The following is a 22,317-nucleotide window of genomic DNA, read 5'->3' on the forward strand; positions in this document are numbered from 1 at the left end:
GTGCACGATACGGAGTTGGGTGGGGCGCGACCGGAAGGGTCGGCGCACACCGCGTCGCAACCGTTTCCGCTCGCTCCGGCGCAGTTGGGGATCTGGTACGCACAGTTGCTCGAGCCCGACGTGCCGATCAATGTGGCCCAGTACGTGGACGTGCCGCAGGCACTGGATACCGCGATCCTGCAAGAGGTGGCGGCCGAGGCTGCGCGCGAATACGAATCGGTACTGCTGCGGGTCGGCGAATCCGGTGGTGCGCCGTGCCAGTGGGTGGATCCGGCGAATTCCGTTGATATCCAGGCGATCGACCTGCGCGAGCATGCCGATCCGGTGGCGGCGGCACATGAATGGATGCGGGCCGATGCGAGTGCGCCGGTCGATATGCTGGCCGATCGGCTGTTCGCGGGTGCCGTGCTGCGGGTCGCCGACCATCGGTCGTTCTGGTATCTGCGGGCGCATCACATCGTGCTCGACGGGTTCGGCGCGCTCACCAATACCCAGCGGGTGGCCGAGCTGTACACCGCCCGGGTGCTGGGCACCGAGCCGTCAGCGGTGCGGCCGGACGCGCTGACCGCGCTGGTCGACGGCGAACTCGCCTACCGCGACAGCGCCCGTTTCGAGGCCGACCGGGTGTACTGGGCCGAGCGGGTGGCCGGACTCGACGGCGTGACCACCCTGGACGGGCGCACCGCACCGCGTTCGGCGGCCAATCTGATCGCCGGTCGGGTACTGCCGGAAGCGCTGGTCGACCGGATGAATATCGTTGCCGCGAGCCAGGATTCGACGTTGGCGGTGGTATTGCTCGCGGCCTTCGCCGGATATCTCGGGCGGCTCGCCGACCGGGACGAGGCCGTGCTGAGCCTGCCGGTGACCGCGCGCACCACGGCGGTGATGCGGCGGTCGGCGGGGATGCTGTCGAATATCGTGCCGCTGCGGCTCGCGGTCGACGGCACCTGGGGCGAGCTGTTGCGCGCGACCCGGGTCGAGGTGGCGGGCGCACTGCGCCACCAGCGGTATCGGCACGAGGACATCCGGCGTGATGCCGAGCACGACGGGAGGCCGGCGCGCCGGGCGCTCTTCGGTCCGCTGGCCAACATCATGCTGTTCGGCAGCGAACTGACCCTGGGCGATACGGTCGGCCGGTATCACGTGCTCTCCACCGGGCCGGTGGAGGATCTGAGCCTCAATGTGTACTACGGCGAGCGCGACAGCGTGCACGTGGATTTCGAGGCGAATCCGAATCTGTATTCCGCCGATGACATCGCCCGCCACCACGCCCGCTTCCTGCGGTACCTGGAGCGGGTGGTGGCCGCCGAGGTCGATACGCCGATGGTGGCGGTGGCGGTGGCGACCGAACTGGAACTCGAGGTCAGCACCAGGATCTGGAATGCGACCGCCTTCGATATGCATACGGTGATCGCCGGTGCGCCGACGCTGGTGTCGATGTTCGAGGCGCAGGTCGGGCGGACACCGGATGCGGTCGCGGTGCGATGCGCCGGTGCGTCGGATCTGACCTATCGCGAACTCGAGGTCCGCAGCAATCGGCTGGCAAGGCATCTGATCGGGCTCGGCGCCGGACCCGAAACGCTGATCGCCGTTAACATCCGCCGCTCGCCGGAGCTCATCGTCGCGATCTACGCGATCCTCGCGGCGGGAGCGGCCTACGTGCCGCTGGATCCGGATCATCCGGCCGAGCGCACCGCGCATATTCTGGCCGCCGCCGGGCCCGCCTGCGTGCTGACCACCGAAGCGGCTGCGGCACCGGAGTTCTCCGGGATCCCGGAGATCCGCGTAGACCTGCTGGATCTTGCGGAATACGCCGATGATCCGGTCTGGGATCGGGAGCGCCGCAGCGTGTTGCGGCCGGGACAGCCCGCCTATGTGATCTTCACCTCCGGGTCGACCGGACTGCCGAAGGGCGTGGCCGTCACACACGAGGCGATCGTGAATCGGCTGGTGTGGATGCAGCAGATGTATCGGCTCTGCTCCGAGGATGTCGTACTCCAGAAGACACCGGCCACCTTCGATGTATCGGTGTGGGAGTTCTTCTGGCCGCTGCAGGTCGGGGCACGGCTGGTGCTCGCCGAGCCCGACGGCCATCGCGATCCGGCCTATCTGCGCGCCGTGATCAGCGAATACGGCGTGACGACCGCACATTTCGTACCATCGATGCTGGAAGCGTTTCTGGCTCACCAGGAGTTCACCAACCGCACCTCGTTGCGCACGGTCTTCGCCTCCGGTGAGGCGCTGCCCGCCGCGCTGGCCCAGCGGCTGCGGGTGCTGACCGGTGCGCGGCTGCACAATTTGTACGGTCCGACGGAGGCGGCGGTCGACGTCACCTTCCATGAAGTGACCGACACCGATACCCTCTCGGTGCCGATCGGCGCGCCGGTGTTCAATACCCGGCTCTATGTGCTCGATTCGCGGCTACGGCCGGTACCGGTCGGGGCTGCGGGCGAGCTGTATCTGTCGGGGGTACAGCTCGCCCGTGGCTACATCGGCCGACCCGGGCTCACCGCCGACCGGTTCGTCGCCGATCCGTTCGGCGGGCCGGACGGCGCCGCCACCCGTATGTACCGCACCGGTGATCTGGTCCGGTGGACCACCCATGGCGAGCTGGAGTATCTGGGTCGCACCGATTTCCAGGTCAAGCTGCGCGGATTGCGGATCGAACTCGGTGAGGTCGAGGCCGTACTCGGTGCCGTCGACGCGGTGGTACGCGCGGTGGTCGTGGTGCGCGACGACGCCGGAGTGGGCGAGCAGCTGGTCGCCTATGTCGTCGAATCCGAGCCTGGCACAGTATCTTTCGCGCAATTGCGGGCCGCGGCGAGCCAGTCGCTGCCCGGGTATATGGTGCCCGCGGCATTCGTGGTGCTGGACGCGCTGCCGGTCAATGCCTCCGGCAAATTGGATCGTGCCGCACTGCCCGCGCCCGAGCGCAGTTCGACCGACTATGCCGCGGCGGCGACGCCGATGGAGGCCGCGGTCGCGCGGGTGTTCGGCGAGGTATTGGGTCACGATCGGGTCGGACGTGACGACGATTTCTTCGCTCTCGGCGGTAACAGCTTGGTGGCCACCCAGGTCGCGGCCCGTTTGGGCGCGGATCTGGGCTGTCGGCTCGGAGTTCGCGAATTGTTCACCGCCACAACGGTGTCCGCACTCGCCGAACTGATCGAGCGGACGGGTGGAGCCAGCGACGTGCCGGTGCTCGCGCTGCTGCGGGTGCGTCACCGGCCGTCGCTGGTTCCGCTATCTCCGGCGCAGCAGCGGATCTGGTTCCTTAACCGGTTCGAGCGTGCCAGCGCCGGTTACAACATGCCCTTCGTGGTGCGGTTGCGCGGTGCGGTCGAGGTGGCCGCGCTGCGGTCGGCCCTGGCCGATGTGGTCGGCCGGCACGAGGTGCTGCGCACGATCTTCCCCGCGGTATCGGCGGCGGAGTTCGCCGCGCGGCAGGTGGTGCTGTCCGCGGACGAGGCCGTGGTCGTCGGCGAGCCCGAGTCGATCGGTGCCGGTGAGCTGGACGCGGAGTTGGCTCGGTTCGCGGCGCTCGGATTCGACCTCGAGCGCGAAATACCCATTCGGGCGCGGATCTTCCTGATTGATGACGAAAGCTGCGCGTTGGCGCTGGTCTTGCATCATATTGCGGCCGATGGGCTGTCGCTGCGGGTCCTGGCGCGAGATATGATGTCCGCGTATGGATCCCGGCGTGTGGGCACTGCTCCGCAGTGGTCGTCGCTGCCGGTGCAGTATGCCGACTACAGCCTCTGGCAGCGTGAATTGCTCGGCTCCGCGACCGATCCGGCCGCACCCCTGGCGAAGCAGCGGGAGTTCTGGACCGCCACGCTCGCCGGTGCGCCCGATCTGATCGAGCTGCCCGCCGATCGGCCGCGGCCCGCGGTATCGTCCGGGCGCGGTGCGGTTTTCCGTTTCGAGCTGCCCGGTGAGTTGCACGCCGGAATCACCGAACTCGCACGTGCCCAGGGCGTTTCGAATTTCATGGTGCTGCATGCCGCATTCGCGGTGCTGTTGTCGCGGCTGTCCGGTGGCGACGACATTGTGATCGGCACGCCGGTGGCCGGACGCGGTGAACGGGCGTTGGACGACCTGGTCGGCATGTTCGTCAACACCCTGGTGCTGCGGACCGCGATCGATCCCGCCACGCCCTTCTCGGCACTGCTCGCGCTAGTGCGCGAAACCGACCTCGCCGCCTTCGGACACGCCGAACTGCCATTCGAGCAGTTGGTCGAGGCCATCAACCCGCCGCGCTCGCAGGCGCGACACCCGCTGTTCCAGGTACTGCTCGCTTTCGACAATGCCGCGGACATCCGATTCGAACTCCCCGATTTATCGGTCGACACCAGTACGCTGGACACCGGGGTGACCAAATTCGATCTCCAACTCACGGTCACCGAAAGCTTCGCCGGTGCCGGACTCGGGGAAGGTCCGGTATCGGCGGAGCTGGCACCGAGTGGTGTCGGGGCCGAATTCGCCTATGCCACAGATCTATTCGATGAATCAACCATCGCGGACTACGCGCTGTGGCTGGTTCGGTTGTTGCGGGCGGTCGTGGTCGACGCCGAGTCGCGGGTCGGGGATCTGCCGCTGCTCGACGCGGCCGGTCGGCAGCGGGCGATCGAGTGCGGTATCGCCGAATCGCCGCTGAAGAGTCCGGCTGCCCTGCTGGCCGGCTTCCAGGCGCAGGCGCGGCGCACGCCCGATGCCGTGGCGCTGGTCGATGGAGACGGTGCGCTGACATATGCGCAGTTGTCCGGGCGAATCAATCGGCTCGCTCGGCGGCTGATCGCCGCCGGGGTCGGGCCCGAGGCGCTGGTCGTGCTCGGCATGCGGCGGTCGGTGGAGTTCGTGGTGGCCGCCTATGCCGTGCTGACCGCGGGCGGTGCTTATGTGCCGGTGGATCCGGACCAACCGGCGGCCCGGCGGGCGGACGTCATCGCCTCGGCCCGGCCGGTCTGCGTGCTGACTCGCACATGCGATGGATGGTCGATCGGAGTCGATTCGGCGGTGCTGGCCATCGATGCGCTCGACTGCTCGGGCTATTCGGATGCGCCGGTGACGGATTCGGATCGGCTGTACCCGCTGCGGGCGAACAATACCGCGTACGTGATCTTCACCTCCGGATCCACCGGTAAGCCGAAAGGTGTCGCGGTAGCGCATGCGTCGGTGGTGAACCAGATCGAGTGGATTGCCGACGAGTACGGCATCGGGTCCGGTGATGTGGTGCTGTTCAAGACGCCGGTGACCTTCGACGTATCGGTGTGGGAGTTGTTCGCACCGCTGGCGCATGGCGCGCGCGTGGTGGTCGCCGAACACGACGGACACCGCGACAGTGCGTATCTGGCCGCCACCATCGCCGCGCACGGGGTGACGATGACCTCGTTCGTGCCGTCGATGCTGACGGTATTCGCCGATGCCACCGGCATTGCCGAGATCGCCTCGCTGCGGACGGTTTTCGTGGCCGGTGAGGCGATGACCGGTGAGGTCGCGGCCGACTTCGCTGCGGTGAGCCGAGCCGAGCTGCACAATCTCTACGGCCCAACGGAATTCACGGTGCATGCCACCCACGCCGCGGTCGATGCGGCGGCGCGGGGACCGGTGCCGATCGGTCGGCCGGTGCGCGGGAGTCAGGTGCTGGTGCTCGATGCGCGGCTGCGGCCGGTGCCGGATCTGGTGATCGGCGAGCTGTATCTGTCCGGAGTCCAGGTGGCGCGGGGGTACCACGGCCGGGCCGAGTTGACTGCCGAGCGCTTCGTGGCCAATCCCTATGGACCGCCCGGAGCGCGGATGTACCGGACCGGCGATCTGGTGCGACGCAATCGTGCCGGGGAACTGGAATATCTGGGGCGCAGTGACTTCCAGGTGAAGCTCCGCGGGCAGCGGATCGAGCTCGGCGAGATCGAGGCGGCGCTCGTGGCCGCGGCCGATGTGCGGGCGGCGGCGGTCCGGGTGTTCGCCCATGCCGCGGGTGAACTGCTGGTCGCCTATGTGGTCGCCGCCATCCCGCAGGCGCAGCTGAGCGCGGTGCTGGAGCAGCGGCTGCGCGCCACGCTGCCGTCGTACATGGTGCCGACCGCCTATGTCGCGCTGGCGGAAATGCCGCTGACCAGTTCCGGCAAGCTGGATCGGCGGGCACTGCCGGATCCGGTTCTGGCCGCGAAGGCATATCGCGCACCGACCACCTCGGCGGAACTCGCGGTGGCCGAGGTGTTCGCGGCGGTGCTCGGGCTCGACCGGGTCGGATTGGACGACGACTTCTTCGCACTCGGTGGAAATTCACTGGTGGCCACGCAGATCGCGGGGCGGATCGGCGCGGTCGCCGGTGTCGAGGTGCCGGTGCGGCTGCTGTTCGAATATTCGACGGTGGCCGCCTTCGCCGCGCATCTGCCTACCGAGGGCACGGCGCGCAACCGTCCTGCGCTGGTGGCCGGTCCCCGTCCCGATAGGGTGCCGCTGTCCTATGCCCAGCAGCGGATGTGGTTCCTCGATCAGTTCGATGCCGATTCGGTCGCGAACAATCTGACGGCCGCAATGCGCTTGCGGGGCACACTCGATGTGGCCGCGATGACCGCCGCTATTGCGGATGTGCTCGGCCGGCATGAGACATTGCGCACCAGATATCCAGCGGTGGATGGTATTCCGCACCAGCAGGTGCTGGCGGTCGAGGAGGTCGCGGCTTCGCTCGTGCCCGAGGCGGTGGCGGCGGCGGAATTGGCCGATCGGATCCGTGCCGCGGCGGCAATGCCCTTCGCCATGGAACTGGAGCCGCCGGTTCGGCTGACACTGCTCCGCATTCGGTCCGAGGGTGCGCGTGACATCCATGCGGACGCTGCGGAACGCAGCGAGCACGTACTCGTCGTCTCCATCCATCACATCAGCGCCGATGGCTGGTCGATCGCGCCGCTGACCAGGGATCTCATGGCCGCGTACGCCGCCCGCCTGGCCGGTGCCGAGCCGGGCTGGGCGCCGCTGCCGGTGCAATACGCCGACTACACCCTGTGGCAGCGCGCGGCGCTGGGTACGGAGGACGATCCGGAATCGGTGATCGCCGAGCAGATCCGGTACTGGGCTGCCGAACTGGCCGGTCTGCCCGAGGTCCTGACCCTGCCGGCGGACCGGCCACGCCCTGCGGTCGCCACCGGCCACGGTGCGCGCCACGCGTTCACCATCGATGCCGCGACGCATCAGCGACTACGTGCCCTGGCCGAGGATGCGAACGCCTCGCTGTTCATGGTCCTGCATGCCGCATTCGCCACGGTATTGGCGAAACTCGCCGGGCAGCCGGATATTGCGATCGGTACGCCGATCGCGGGACGTGGTGATCAGGCGCTGGACGAGTTGGTCGGCATGTTCGTCAATACCCTGGTGCTGCGCACCGAGGTGCGTCCGGAATTGCGGTTCGCCGACTTGATCGTGGCCGTGCGTGACAGTGATCTGCGCGCCTTCGCATACGCCGATGTGCCGTTCGAGCGGCTGGTCGAGGTATTGCAGCCGGAGCGGTCGGCGGCACGGCATCCGCTGTTCCAGGTCATGCTGGACTTCCAGAACACCGCGCAGACCAGCCTGGAATTGGCCGGACTCGCGGTATCGGCGCTCGATATCGACACGCGAACAGCGAAATTCGACCTACAGCTGACGCTCGCCGAAGCTGTCGATGCCGCCGGTGCCCCCGCCGGACTGGCCGCGACCTTCGAGTACGCGACCGACCTGTTCGACGCCGAGACCGTCGCCGCGTTCGCGATCCGGCTGCGGCGCGTGCTCGACGCGATGGCGGATCCGGGGATGCGGATCGGCGATCTCGATCTGCTCGACGAGGACGAGCGGGCGCTCATCCTGAACTCCTGGAATGCGACGGCGCATCCGGGCGACGCCGACGCGACATTGGTGTCGCTGTTCGAGGCGCAGGTGGCACGGACGCCGGCGGCGGTCGCGGTGTCTTTTGAGGGCGAATCGCTGGCCTACCCGTCGCCCGACCACCACCCCTCATCGAGTCGCTACGCGACGCTCACATATTCCGAATTCGCGGGCCGGGTCAATCGGCTGGCGCGGCTGTTGGTGTCCATCGGGGTTCGTCCGGATAGCACCGTGGCGATCGGCATGCGGCGCTCCATCGATCTGGTCGTGGCCATGTACGCGGTGCTCACCGCGGGTGGCGCGTATGTTCCGGTGGACCCGGATCACCCGGCGGAGCGCATCGCGCAGGTGCTGCGGACCGCTCGGCCGGTCTGCGTGCTGACCCGTTCGGATGACGGATTGGAGTTGGCCACCGAGGTCGAGGGGCGCTCGCCGGTGTGGGCGGTGCTCGATGTGGATCTGTTCGACACCGACGACTATTCGGACGCCCCGCTCACCGATGCGGATCGACTCGGTGCCTTGGCGCCGGGCAATGCCGCGTACGTGATCTTCACCTCCGGGTCCACCGGACGGCCGAAGGGCGTCGCGGTTTCACATGGCGCCATCGTGAATCGGCTGGTGTGGATGCAGGAAGCGTATGCGCTGACCTGCGATGACGTGGTGCTGCAGAAGACCCCGGCGACCTTCGATGTGTCGGTGTGGGAGTTCTTCTGGCCCTTGCAGATCGGTGCGCGCCTGGTCGTTGCGCAGCCGGACGGACATCGCGACCCGGCGTATCTGGCGCGGGTGATCCGCCGCGAGCGGGTCAGTGTCGCGCACTTCGTGCCGTCGATGCTGGTGGTGTTCGTCGCGGAACCGATAGCGGCGCAGTGTGCTTCGTTGCGGTTGGTATTCGCGTCGGGCGAGGCGTTGCCGCCGCGGCCCGCCCACCGCCTGCGTGCGCTGACGGGTGCGGCCGTGCACAATCTGTACGGCCCGACCGAGGCGGCCGTGGATGCCACCGGCCACGAGGTCACCGCTGCCGATATCGACACCGTGCCGATCGGTGCGCCGGTGTTCAACACCCAGGTCTATGTGCTCGACGGGTGGTTGCGTCCGGTGCCGGTGGGCGTGTCCGGCGAGTTGTACCTGGCCGGAGCGCAATTGGCGCGCGGATATGTCGGACAGCCGGAGCTGACAAGCGATCGGTTCGTGGCGAATCCGTTCGGCGACGGTGCGCGGATGTACCGCACGGGTGATCTGGTGTGCTGGCGGGCCGATGGGGTGCTCGAGTATTTGGGACGCACCGACTTCCAAGTGAAGCTGCGCGGCCTGCGGATCGAGCTCGGCGATATCGAAACCGCCCTTGCCGCAGTCGATTCGATCGCACAGGCGGTGGTCGTGCTGCGCGCGGAAAAGTTGGTGGCCTACCTCGTCGGCCATGCCGGTGTGACGGTCGATACCGATGCCGTGAAAGCAGTACTGAGCGGGGAGCTACCGGCGTACATGGTGCCGTCGGCCTATGTGGTGCTCGATGAGTTCCCGCTCAATGCGTCCGGAAAGCTGGATCGCAAGGCATTGCCCGAGCCGGTATTCGAGGCCGCCGTCTTCCGTGCGCCCGGCACGGCGATGCAGGTGCTCATCGCCCGGACCTTCGCCGAGGTGCTCGGTATCGAGCGGGTCGGCCTGGACGATGATTTCTTCGCCCTCGGCGGCAACTCACTGAGTGCCACCCAGGTCGTCGCCAGGTTGGGTGTAGCGCTCGATGTGCGGCTGCCGGTGCGGATCTTGTTCGCGGCGGCCACGGTCGCGGCGATCGCGGACGAGGTGTCGCGCGGCGGATTCCCTGGGCATGGCGGTGTCGAGTTGACCGCTCGCACACGTCCGGAGCGGATTCCGCTGTCGGCCGCGCAGCAGCGCATCTGGTTCCTCAACCGTTTTCTCGCGGGAGATGCGACCGGACCCGGCGATGCCGTGGACAATATTCCGGTCGCGCTGCGGCTCACCGGTGCACTGGATGTCGAGGCTCTGGCCGCCGCGCTGGCCGATGTGGTCGCCCGGCACGAGAGCCTGCGCACTGTCTACCCGGACGGACCGCACGGTGCGGAACAGGTGATCATCTCCGCGGCGCAGGCTGTGCCGACGCTGCGATCGGAGCCGGTCACCGAAGCGGAACTCACACCGCGCCTCGGCGCATTCGCGGCGGCCACCTTCGATCTGACGGCGGAACTGCCGCTGCGGGCCCGGCTGTTCGCGATCACCGATGGTGCTGCGGTCGAGCACGTATTGGCGATTGTGCTGCACCATATTTCGGCCGACGGCTTCTCCCTCGGCCCGCTCGCGGGCGATCTGATGACCGCCTATGCCGCTCGACGCGCGGGCGGCGCGCCGGAATGGACCGCACTGCCGGTGCAATACGCCGACTACACGCTGTGGCAGGCCGAAACACTCGGCGTCGACGATGATCCGCGATCGCAGGCGCACCACCAACTCGCGTACTGGCGGGGCGTGCTGGCGGGTCTGCCGGAGCAACTGGAACTGCCCACCGATCGTCCGCGACCGGCGGTCTCGTCGTATCGCGGTGATATCCATCGGCTGCGCATCGATTCGGATCTGCATGGTGAACTGCGTGAACTGGCGCGTAAGCGGGAGACCACGCTGTTCAGCACGGTGCACGCGGCGCTGGCGGTGTTGCTGTCGCGGCTCTCGGTCGGTGCGGACATCGCTATCGGCACCCCGGTCGCCGGTCGCGGTGCCGCCGCGCTCGATGGACTCGTCGGCATGTTCGTCAATACCCTGGTGCTGCGCACGCATATCGACACCAGGGCGCGCTTCGAAACGGTGCTCGACACCGTGCGCGCACAGGATATCGAGGCGCTGTCCCATGCGGATGTGCCGTTCGAGCGGCTGGTCGAGGTCATCGCGCCCGCCCGGGCGCAGAACCGGCATCCGCTGTTCCAGGTGGCGCTGGCCTTCCAGAACTTCACCCTGCCCCGGCTCGAACTCGCCGGTCTGGTGGTGCGGCCGGTCGCGTTCGACGCGGCCGCGGCCAAATTCGATCTGCAGTTCACGGTGGTCGAATCCGATGACGCCGATGGTCGCGCCGATGGCATGGATATCGAGATCACCTACGCGACAGACCTTTTCGACACGGGCACCATTGCGGTGCTCGGGCGCCGGTTCACCCAGGTGTTGGCCGCCATCGCCGCCGATGCCACGGTGGTGGTGGGGGATATCCAACTGCTCAGCGCCGAGGAACAGCATCGGGCGCTGTACGAATGGGCCACTCCGGCGGCGACCTACGTCACCGAGACCAGCACAGTGGCGGACCGGTTCGCACTGGCCGCCGCGCTGGATCCGGCCGCGATCGCGGTCGGTGCCGGTGGCCGATCGCTGACCTACGCCGAACTCGACACCTGGTCGAACCGGTTGGCCCGGCGGCTGATCGCGGCCGGAGTCGGACCGGAGGCCTTGGTCGCGGTGGCGCTGCCGCGCTCGGTGGAACTGATCGTCGCGCTGCTCTCGGTGGTCAAGGCGGGTGGCGGATATCTGCCCATCGACCCCAACTATCCGGCGGATCGCATCGAATACGTCCTCGATGACGCGCGCCCGATCTGCGCGATCACCAGCGCCACCGCCGAATTGACACCCGGCTGGTTCGGCGGGCCGGTGCTGGATATGGCCGCCAACCTGAATTCGATGGATCCGGGGCCGATCACCCAGGCCGATCGCCGGGCACCGCTCGAGCCCGCGCATACGGCCTATGTCATCTACACCTCCGGATCCACCGGACAGCCGAAGGGTGTGGTCATTCCGCATCGCAATGTGCTGCGGTTGCTGGACAACACCCGGGGCCACTTCGATTTCGGACCAGCGGATGTGTGGACCATGTTCCACTCCTACGCCTTCGACTTCTCGGTCTGGGAGCTGTGGGGGGCGCTGCTGTACGGCGGCAGGCTCGTGGTGGTCGACTACTTCACCTCGCGCTCACCGCGACAGTTCCTGGAACTGCTCACCGCGGAACGGGTGACGGTGCTGAATCAGACGCCGTCGGCGTTCTATCAGCTGATCGCGGCCGAGGCCGCCGCACCGCCCGCCGAACTCGCCTTGCGCTATGTGATCTTCGGTGGTGAGGCGCTGGAACCGCAGCGGCTCGGCGGCTGGTCGGCCCGACATCCGATCTCGCCGCAGCTGGTGAATATGTACGGCATCACCGAGACCACCGTGCACGTCTCCTACCGGCGGATCGATCCGAGCACCGGATCGGCGAGCGTCATCGGCGGCGCCATACCGGGATTGGTCGTGCGGGTGCTCGATGCCCGGCTGCGGCCGGTGCCGGTTGGTGTGCCCGGCGAAATCTATGTCTCGGGCGGGCAGTTGGCGCGCGGGTATCTCGGGCGGCCGGCGCTCACCGCGAGCCGGTTCGTGGCCGATCCGTACGCCGACAATGGTGCGCTGGCCTATCGGTCCGGTGATCTCGCACGGTGGACCGTCGATGGTGAGCTGGAGTATCTGGGCCGGGCCGATCAGCAGGTGAACCTGCGTGGGTTCCGGATCGAGCTGGGTGAGATCGAAGCGGCGCTGCTGGATGCGGACGTATCGGTGCACGAGGTGGCGGTCATCGTGCGCACCGATCTGGTGGATGAGCCGCGCATCGTCGCGTATGCGGTCGGTGTCGACGCGCTGGATACCGGGGCGCTGCGCCAACGGCTCGCGCACCGGCTGCCCGAGCATATGGTGCCTGCCGCCATCATGGTGGTGGATCGAATTCCCTTGACCGTCAATGGGAAATTGGATCGCGCCGCGCTGCCCGCGCCGGTATTCGAGGCTACGGCCTACCGCAAGCCGGGGACGGTCGCCGAGGAAGTCGTCGCCGGAGTCTTCGCCGATGTCCTCGGCATGGGCGCGGACGGTCTGGTCGGCGCGGATGACGACTTCTTCGCACTCGGCGGCAGCTCATTGCTGGCCGCCAAGGCCGCCGCCAGAATCGGTGCCGCGTTGGGTCATACCGTCGGCGTCCGTGCGCTGTTCGAGTCGCCCCGGGTGGCCGATCTCGCCGCCGCGGTCGTTGCGAACGATTCGGGTGCGATCCGGCCCGCACTGGTGGCCGGTGCGCGTCCGGAGCGGATTCCGCTATCGCCCGCGCAGCAGCGGATGTGGTTCCTCAACCGGTTCGACCGGGACTCGATCGCCTACAACATTCCGGTGGCGCTGCGGCTCACCGGGGCATTGGATATCGCCGCACTGCAAGCGGCGGTCGCCGATCTGGTCGGCCGACACGAATCGCTGAGGACCCGGTATCCGGAGGTCGACGGCGTGGCGGTGCAGCTGATCATGCCGGTCGCGCAGGCGGTTCCGTCGCTCTACCCGATCGAGAGCACCGAGGCCGAACTCCCGGAACGGATCAGGGAGTTGGCCGCCACTACCTTCGACGTGACGGCCGATATTCCGGTGCGGATGCGGTTGTTCCGGATTGCGGGACGTGCGGAGTTCGTCCTGGCCGCGGTGCTGCATCACATTGCCGCGGACGGGTCTTCGCTCGCACCGTTCGTCCGGGATCTGATGCAGGCGTACACCGCGCGCCTGAACGACAGCGCACCCGGCTGGACGCCACCCGCCATGCAGTACGCGGACTATGCGCTGTGGCAGCGGGAACTGCTCGGCAGCGAGGACGACCCCGAATCGGTATCGGCGCAACAGCTCGCTTACTGGGCGGGGGCATTGGCCGGGCTGCCGGATCAGCTGGCCTTGCCGACCGATCACCCCCGGCCCGCGCGTCAGAGTCTGCGCGGCGCGAAGGTCGAGTTCGCGATCGGCGCGCAGTTGCATGCCGCGCTCGTCACGCACGGACGGCGCAGCGGCGCAACGCTGTTCATGGTTGTTCATGCCGCCTTGGCCGCGCTGCTCGCGCGGCTGTCCGGAAGTTCGGATATCGCGGTCGGCACGCCGATCGCGGGACGCGGCGATGCCGAACTCGATGATGTCATCGGCATGTTCGTCAATACGCTGGTCCTGCGGACCCGGGTCGACGGTGCGGAAAGTTTCGATGAGCTGCTCGGGCGGGCCAGGGCGGCGGATATCGCGGCCTTCTCGCACGCGGATGTGCCGTTCGAGCGCCTGGTGGAGGTGCTGAATCCGGAACGGTCGACGGCGCGTCATCCGCTGTTCCAGGTCGGGTATTCGTTCCAGAACCATGAGCGCGGTACGCTGCGGCTGCCCGGACTCGAGGTGCGTGAGCTCGAATTCGACAGCGGGGTGGCGCAATTCGATCTGCATCTGTTCGCGGTCGATCACTACGGCACGGACGGCGCACCCCAGGGGATCGACTTGGCGCTCGGATATGCCACCGATCTGTTCGAGCCCGCGAGTGCGCGGCGGTTCGGTGAACAGTTGCGTCGGATTCTCGAAGGTGTTGTTGCCCAATCGGATACAGCGGTCGGCGAATTGGACTTGCTCGGGGAGGCCGCCCGTAGCCAGTTGGTCGAGGAGTGGAACCGGACGGCGCATCCGGTGGCTTCGGCGACGCTGGCGGATCTCATCGATACCCAGGTGGCACTGACGCCCGACCACATCGCGCTGATCGAGGCGACCTCCGAGTCCGTGCTCACCTATGCGGAATTCGATGCGTTGGTCAACCGGCTGGCACGCAGACTGATTGCCGACGGGGTCGGCCCGGAGGCGACCGTCGTGCTCGCGATGCGGCGTTCGGTCGAACTGGTTGTCGCCATGTACGCGGTGGTGCGCGCCGGTGGTGCGTATGTGCCCATAGATCCGGATCATCCGGTCGACCGCATCGCGCACATTATCGAGACCGCCGCGCCCATCTGTGTGCTGACGACCTCGCGCGACGGATTGCCCATCGAAACAGCGCTTCCCGCACTGGAAGTGGATCGGCTCGACCTGTCGGAATACGACGCGATGCCGATCACCGATGACCAACGGATTCGAACACTGCGGCCCGAGCATCCGGCGTATGTGATCTTCACGTCCGGGTCCACCGGTCTGCCCAAGGGCGTCACCGTCGCGCATGCCGCGATCGTCAACCAATTGGCCTGGCTGCGTGACCGATTCGGGTCGGAGCCGGATGCGACCGCGCTGCTCAAGACGCCGGCGACCTTCGATCTGTCGGTGTGGGAGTTCTGGTCGATCCTGACGACGGGCGGTCGGCTGGTAGTGACCGCGCCGGGCACCGAACGTGACCCTGACCGGCTGCGTGCCCTGATCGAACGGCACGCGGTGACGGTGCTGCACGCGGTGCCGTCGCTGGTCGGCATGCTGCTCGCGGTATCGGCCGCGCCACTGCCGGAATCGCTGCGGCAGGTGCTCGCGATTGGCGAGGCGCTGCCGCCGGCTACCGTGGTCGAGTTCCGGCGCAGGGCCGAACCGACCGGTGCGCGACTGTTCAATCTGTACGGCCCGACCGAGGCCGCGGTATCGATCACCGGCTTCGAGGTCGATGACGATCCGACGCATATCGTGCCGATCGGGACACCCGCGTGGAACAGCCGGGTCTATGTGCTCGATGGGCGATTGCGGCCGGTTCCGGTCGGCGTGCCGGGTGAGTTGTACTTGGCCGGTGCGCAATTGGCGCGCGGCTATCAGCGCAGACCCGGCCTGACGGCCGAGCGGTTCGTCGCGGATCCGTTCGCGGCCGCCATCGGCACCACGATGTATCGGACCGGCGATATCGTCCGGTGGCGTCCTGAGGGCACGCTGGAGTACCTGGAGCGCGCGGATTTCCAGGTCAAGATCGGCGGATTCCGGATCGAGCTCGGCGAGGTGGAGACCGCGCTGCTGCGGCTGCCCGATGTGCGGGCCGCGGTCGCAGTGGCGCACGAGGACGACAATGCGGGGACTCGGCTCATCGCCTATGTCGCAGTGCCCGAAGCGGATTCGACCGAACTGGCCGCTGCGATCCGCACCGCGATGGCTGCGGAGCTGCCGACCTACATGGTTCCCGCCGCGGTGGTCGTGCTGGAGTCATTGCCACTCAATGCGAATGGCAAGGTCGATCGGGCCGCGCTGCCCGCACCCGTATTCGCCGCAGCGGATTTCCGCGCACCGGCGAGTGAATGGGAACGGTTGGTCGCCACCACCTTCGGGTCGGTGATCGGTTCGGCGGCGCGGCACAGCGAGATCGGGGTCGGCACCGATTTCTTCGCGCTCGGCGGCAATTCGCTGCTGGCGACGCGGCTGGCTGCGCAGCTGGGTTCCGCACTGGGAGTGCGGGTTCCGGTGGCCGCGGTATTCGAAGCACCGACCGTCGGACTGCTCGCGGCACACCTGGCCGACCTCGGCGACGCCGATGCCAGGCCCGCGCTCACCCGCCGGTCCGGCACCGCGCCCGTGCCGCTTTCGCTGGCACAGCAGCGCATGTGGGTGGTCAACCGGCTGGCACCGGACTCCTCGTCCTATCACATCCCGGCGGCACTGCGCCTGACCGGCGCATTGGATATCGCGGCCCTCGGCTCGGCCATCCGCGACGTGATCGAACGGCACGAGACCTTGCGCACCCGGTATCCGGACACCGAGCCCGGTCCGGTACAGGAGGTGCTGACCGTCGCCGATCTGTCGTTCGAATTGACGCCGACCCCGGTATCGCGCCGCGATATCGACGCGCGGATCGACGAATTCGTGGCCGCCGGTTTCGATATCACCGCGGCGGTGCCGGTTCGGGCGGCGCTGTTGCGCGCCGATATCGACGAACACCTGCTCGTCGTGGTGCTGCATCACATCAGCGCCGACGGCTATTCGGTGGCTCCGATGACGCGCGATCTCATGCGCGCCTATCTGGCCAGGACGGCGGGCCACACACCCGACTGGGCTCCGTTGCCGATCCAGTACGCCGACTACAGCCAGTGGCAGCGGACCGTGCTCGGCTCCGACGGTGATCCGGACAGCCTGCTGTCGCGGCAACTCGGTTACTGGACAACGGAATTGGCCGGACTGCCCGAGGTGCTGCCGCTGCCGACGGATCGACCGCGTCCACCGCGCCGGAATATGCGCGGCGCGGCCGTCGATTTCGAGGTCGACGCCGAGCTCACCGGGCGTTTGGACACCATTGCTCGCGAGCACGGGACCACGTTGTTCACCCTGATCCACAGTGCCTTCGCGGTCCTGCTCGGCAAGCTGTCCGGTACGCCGGACATCGCCATCGGCGCACCGGTCGCGGGCCGGGGCGAACGCGAACTCGACGAGCTGATCGGCATGTTCGTCAATACCGTCGTGCTGCGCACCGAGGTCGATGGACGCATCGGTTTCGCGGACCTGCTGCGCCAGGCCAGGGATCGCGATATCGCGGCGCTCTCGCACGCCGATGTGCCGTTCGAGCAGGTGGTCGACGCCATGGGCCGGACCAGATCCAGCGCCTATTCGCCGCTGTTCCAGGTGATGTTCACCTTCCAGAACCTGCCGACGGGCCGCGTCGCGCTGCCCGGACTCGAGGTCGAGGTGCTCGATCTCGCGCTGGCCGAGGCGAAATACGACCTCCAGCTGACCGGTATCGAGATGTTCGACGCGGCGGGGGAACTGTCCGGGCTGGAAATGCGGTTCGGGTACGCGACCGACATTTTCGACGCCGCCACGGTCCGATTGTTCGCCGAACGACTGCTGCGTGTGCTCGCGATAGTCGCGGCGGACCCGTCGATCGCGATCCGCGCCATCGATATTCGCAGCGCCGCCGAACGCGGCGGAGCCGAACACTCGCCGCGCGTCGAGGACCAGGACAGTGCGCCGAAACTGGCGGACTTGCCCGCGGTCATCGCGGCCGCGGCCGATATCGCATCCGGTGCCGTCGCCTTCACCCACGACGCGCACACGGTGACCTATGGCGAGCTGGCTGCCAAGCTCGCGACGGTCGCCAAGGCCATGGGTGCGACCGCGAAACCGGAAGCGCTCATCAATGTCGCCCTGGCCGGGCTGGTGCCCGGTCTCCTGGCCGCCCTCGGCGGCAGTGGTCTCGCCGCCGTGCTGCGGACCCTGCGCACCGAGGCACAGGCCGTGATTTCCAACTCGGGGTTGGAAGTCGATTCGGAAGGAATTAGCTGATGTCCCACGCAGAATCGGTCGCATCCAGCGGACTCGGCAAGCATAGTGCCGCGCACGATCATTCGGCGCTGCGCCGGGCGTACGGAATCGGTGACCTGCCCGGCCTGATCGATAAGGTCGCCGAACTGGAGCCGGAACGGGTCGCCCTGCGGCACGACGGAACCACCATCACCTACGGTGCACTGGCCACCGAGATCATGGTGCTCGACGAGGCCATGGGCGGCGGTCTCGGTGCCGACGCGCTGGTATCGGTGGTGGTCTCCGGTCAGCTGCCCGCACTGCTGGAATCGGCCGACGGCGCGCTCGGCACGGTGCTCGAACAACTGCTCGACGATGCGCTGGCGGCGGCTGCGCATGTGCTGCCGACGACGTTCGCGCCGATCGAGACCCTGGTCAGCGAATTCGAGCAGCAGGTGCGCCGGACGCCGGATGCGGTGGCGCTGGAATTCGCGGGCTCGACGCTGACGTATGCGCAGTTCGACGGCCGGGTCAACGCACTCTCTCGGCACCTGGTCGACCTGGGTGTCGGCCCGGACGCGTTGGTGGGACTGGCCGTTCGACGCTCGTTCGACCTGCTGGTCGGCATGTACGCGATCCTGAAGGCGGGCGGCGCGTATGTGCCGATCGATCCCGAGCATCCGGCCGAACGCATCGGTTACGTTCTCGAAGTTGCCGCACCCGTGCTGGTGCTGACCACGACCCAGGACCAGCCGGAGCTCGGCCCGGATATCCTGGTACTGCGGATCGATGAATTCGACGGCGACGCAATATCCGACGAGGCGCTGGACCGCGCACCGCTGTCGGCGGACAATACGGCCTACGTCATCTTCACCTCCGGGTCGACGGGCCGCCCGAAAGGTGTTGCGGTATCGCATCGTTCGATCCTCGCCAACCTACGGTGGCGGCAGCGGCTGTACCGACTACGCGGCGACGATGTGGTTCTGCAGAAGACGCCGTTCACCTTCGACGTCTCGGTATGGGAGTTCTTCTGGCCGTTGCAGGTCGGGGCACGGCTGGTGATCGCGGCACCGGACGGTCATCGTGATCCGGCCTATCTGGCCCGCACGATCGCCGGACGCGGTGTCACCGTCGCGCATTTCGTGCCATCGATGCTCGCGGTATTCGTGGCCGAACCGCAGATCGAAACGGCGGCGCGGAGCCTGCGCCTGGTCTTCGCCTCCGGTGAGGCGCTGCCCGCCGCGGCCGCGGCCGCCTTCCGCGATATCAGCGGCGCGACGCTGCACAACCTCTACGGCCCCACCGAGGCCGCCGTCGATGTCACCGCCCATGAGGTCACCGCGGCCGACCACACCACCGTGCCGATCGGCGCGCCCGCCGACGACACCGAATTGCTGGTGCTCGACGATAATCTGCGGCCGGTCGCCAGCGGCGTCGTCGGTGAGCTGTACCTCGCCGGTGTGCAGTTGGCTCGCGGTTATGTGGCCCGTCCCGGACTGACGGCCGATCGCTTCGTGGCCAATCCCGAGGGCGCGCCGGGTGACCGGATGTACCGCACCGGCGATCTGGTGCGCTGGGTCACCGACGGCACCGCCGGTCCGGACGAACTGGAATATCTGGGCCGCATCGACTTCCAGGTGAAATTGCGCGGACTGCGGATCGAACTCGGCGAGGTCGAGGCGGCGCTGCTGCGCAATGAGCAGGTCGCACAGGCCGCGGTGCTGCTGCATCGGCACGCGGGCGGGGATCATCTGGTGGCCTATGTGGTGGCACACCGGGGCATTACGCCGGATCCGGCCACCGTGCTGGAATCGACCCGGCGGGACCTGCCGGACTACATGGTGCCGTCGCTGGTCATGGTGCTCGACGACATGCCGATCAATGCCAACGGCAAATTGGACCGTCGCGCGCTGCCGGAACCGGTATTCGGGTCCGGCGCGGCCGAATACCGTGCTCCGGCGACCGCCGATGAGATCGCCGTCGCGCAGATTTTCGGCGAACTGCTCGGCGTGGAGCGGGTCGGCGCGGATGACGACTTCTTCGCACTCGGCGGCAATTCCCTCATTGCCACCCGTGCCATCGCCAGGATCGGGACCGCGCTCGGCATCACCATTGATGTCCGGGATTTCTTCGACCGCCCGACGGCGGCGGCACTGGCCGGACGGTCGCGGACCGGCCTCGCGCGGCCCGCGCTCACGGCGGTCGCCCGGCCGCAGCGCATTCCGCTGTCCCCGGCGCAGGGGCGCATGTGGTTTCTCAACCGGTTCGGCACGCACACCGAATCGGCCTACGTCTTCGATACCGCCGCGGTGGACAATATCCCGGTCGCGCTGCGCCTGCGCGGTGCGCTCGAGGTCTCCGCCCTGTCCGCGGCCATTACCGATCTCGTGGCCAGGCACGAGATCCTGCGCACGGTCTACCCGCAGACCGAGGACGGTCCGGTCCAGGTGGTGCGTTCGGTGCACGCCGTATTCGACCTGTCGGCGACCGATGTGCCGGCGGCCGAACTCACCGGTGCCGTATTGGCCACCGCTGTACAGGGATTCGATGTCGCCGAGGAGATCCCGGTCCGGGTGCGTCTGCTGCGCAGCGGACCGGAGGATCACACGCTGGTGCTGGTGGTGCATCACATTGCCGCCGACGGCGTCTCGATGGGGCCGCTGATGCGCGATCTGGTCACCGCCTACGCCGCCCGTCGCGGTGGCCGCAAACCCGGCTGGGCCGCCTTGGCGGTGCAGTACGCCGACTACGCACTGTGGCAGCAGCAGGTGCTGGGCGACGAGAGCGATCCGGATTCGGTGGCCGCGCGCCAGCTCGGGTTCTGGGCCAGCGAATTGGCCGATCTGCCCGCACAGCTGGATCTGCCCGCCGATCGACCGCGCCCCGCCGTCGCGTCTTATCGCGGGGCCACCCACGAATTCGCCATCGACGCGGAACTGCGGCACGCGATCGACCGGATCGCCGCCCGCAGCCGCGCCACGCCGTTCATGGTCGTGCACGCCGCGCTCGCCGTGCTGCTGTCGCGGCTGTCCGGCACCTCCGATATCGCCATTGGCACGCCGGTCGCCGGGCGCGGTGAGCGTGCGCTGGACGATCTCGTCGGCATGTTCGTCAATACCCTGGTGCTGCGCACCGAGGTCCGGGGCGAGCTGAGCTTCGCCGATCTCGTCGCCCGGGCGCGCGAGCGCGATCTGAATGCCTTCGCGCACAGCGATATTCCGTTCGAGCGACTGGTGGAGGCAGTCGATCCGGCGCGCTCGCAGGGGCGGCATCCGCTGTTCCAGGTCGCGCTGTTCATGCAGAACATCGGGCCGGCCGCGCTGACGATGCCGGGTCTGGACGTGGAGCTGGTCGATTTCGATCCCGGCTTCGCGAAATTCGATCTCCAGCTCACACTCTCCGACACCGGCACGGACGAGTCCGGTTATCGTGCCGAATTCACCTATGCCACTGATTTATTCGATGCCGCGACCGTCCGGGAATTCGGAGCCAAGTTCCTCCGGCTGCTGCGCGCGGCCGTCACCGATCCGGATATCGCGGTCGGCGATATCGAGCTGCTGGATATGGGCGAACTCGATTACGTCACCGCGAGCTGGAATGCCAGCGGACACAAGGTCGCCGACCGATTTCTGCACGAGGGTTTCGACAACCAGGTGCGTCGAACGCCGAATGCCATTGCCCTGGTCTCCGAGACGACCGAACTCACCTACACCGAACTCTCCGAGCGGGCCAATCGGCTGGCCCGCCTGCTCATCGGTACCGGCGTCGGCCCGGAATCACTGGTCGTGCTGGCCATGCCGCGCTCGATCGAGCTGGTCGTCGCGATGTATGCGGTGCTGCGCGCCGGTGCCGCCTACGTCCCGGTGGATCCCGACCATCCGGCCGAGCGCATCTGGCACATTCTCGACACCGCCCGGCCGCATTCCGTACTCACCACGCGCGGCACCGGATTCACCCTTCCCGCCACCGTGCCGCCGAGCGTGAACCTGCACCATATCGACGAGCTCGACCTGTCGGAGCACTCCGCCGCCAAGATCGCTGACGGCGAGCGCCGCGCGATACTTCGACCCGAACACCCCGCCTACGTCATCTTCACCTCCGGATCGACGGGCAAGCCGAAGGGTGTATCGATCGAACACCGCGCCATCGCCAACCAGCTGGCCTGGATGCACGATGAATACCGGCCCCGCGGTGGTGATGTCTACCTGCAGAAGACCGCGACCACTTTCGACGTATCGCTGTGGGGGTACTTCCTGCCGCTGCGTGCGGGCGCGACCCTGCTGCTCGCCGCGCCGGACGGCCACCGCGATCCCCGTTATATCGCGGAAACCATTGCCAGACACGGCGTCACACTGACCGACTTCGTGCCATCGATGCTCGCCGTCTTCGCAATGCATGCCGAAGCGGGGGAACTCGACTCGTTGCGTGATGTTTTCGTCATCGGTGAGGCTTTGCCGCCGGAAACCGTCG

2 protein-coding genes (1 of these 2 only partly in view) are annotated in these 22,317 nt (G+C 67.7%); both read left to right on the forward strand.

The genetic code is table 11. The features are described from left to right. Positions 1–17,889, forward strand: a complete 17,889-nt coding sequence (locus ACQP2D_RS05055) for a non-ribosomal peptide synthase/polyketide synthase (RefSeq protein WP_433682548.1) — start codon at positions 1–3, stop codon at positions 17,887–17,889. After that, positions 17,889–22,317 carry the 5' portion of a non-ribosomal peptide synthase/polyketide synthase gene (locus tag ACQP2D_RS05060; RefSeq protein ID WP_433682549.1) on the forward strand. 21,167 nt of this gene lie beyond the right edge of the window, so 4,429 of the gene's 25,596 nt are visible here — the first part of the coding sequence; the start codon lies at positions 17,889–17,891; its stop codon lies beyond the right edge, outside the window. The genes ACQP2D_RS05055 and ACQP2D_RS05060 overlap by 1 nt, the downstream gene beginning before the upstream one ends.

The sequence above is a fragment of the Nocardia sp. CA-119907 genome (assembly GCF_050955995.1).
Taxonomy (GTDB): domain Bacteria; phylum Actinomycetota; class Actinomycetes; order Mycobacteriales; family Mycobacteriaceae; genus Nocardia.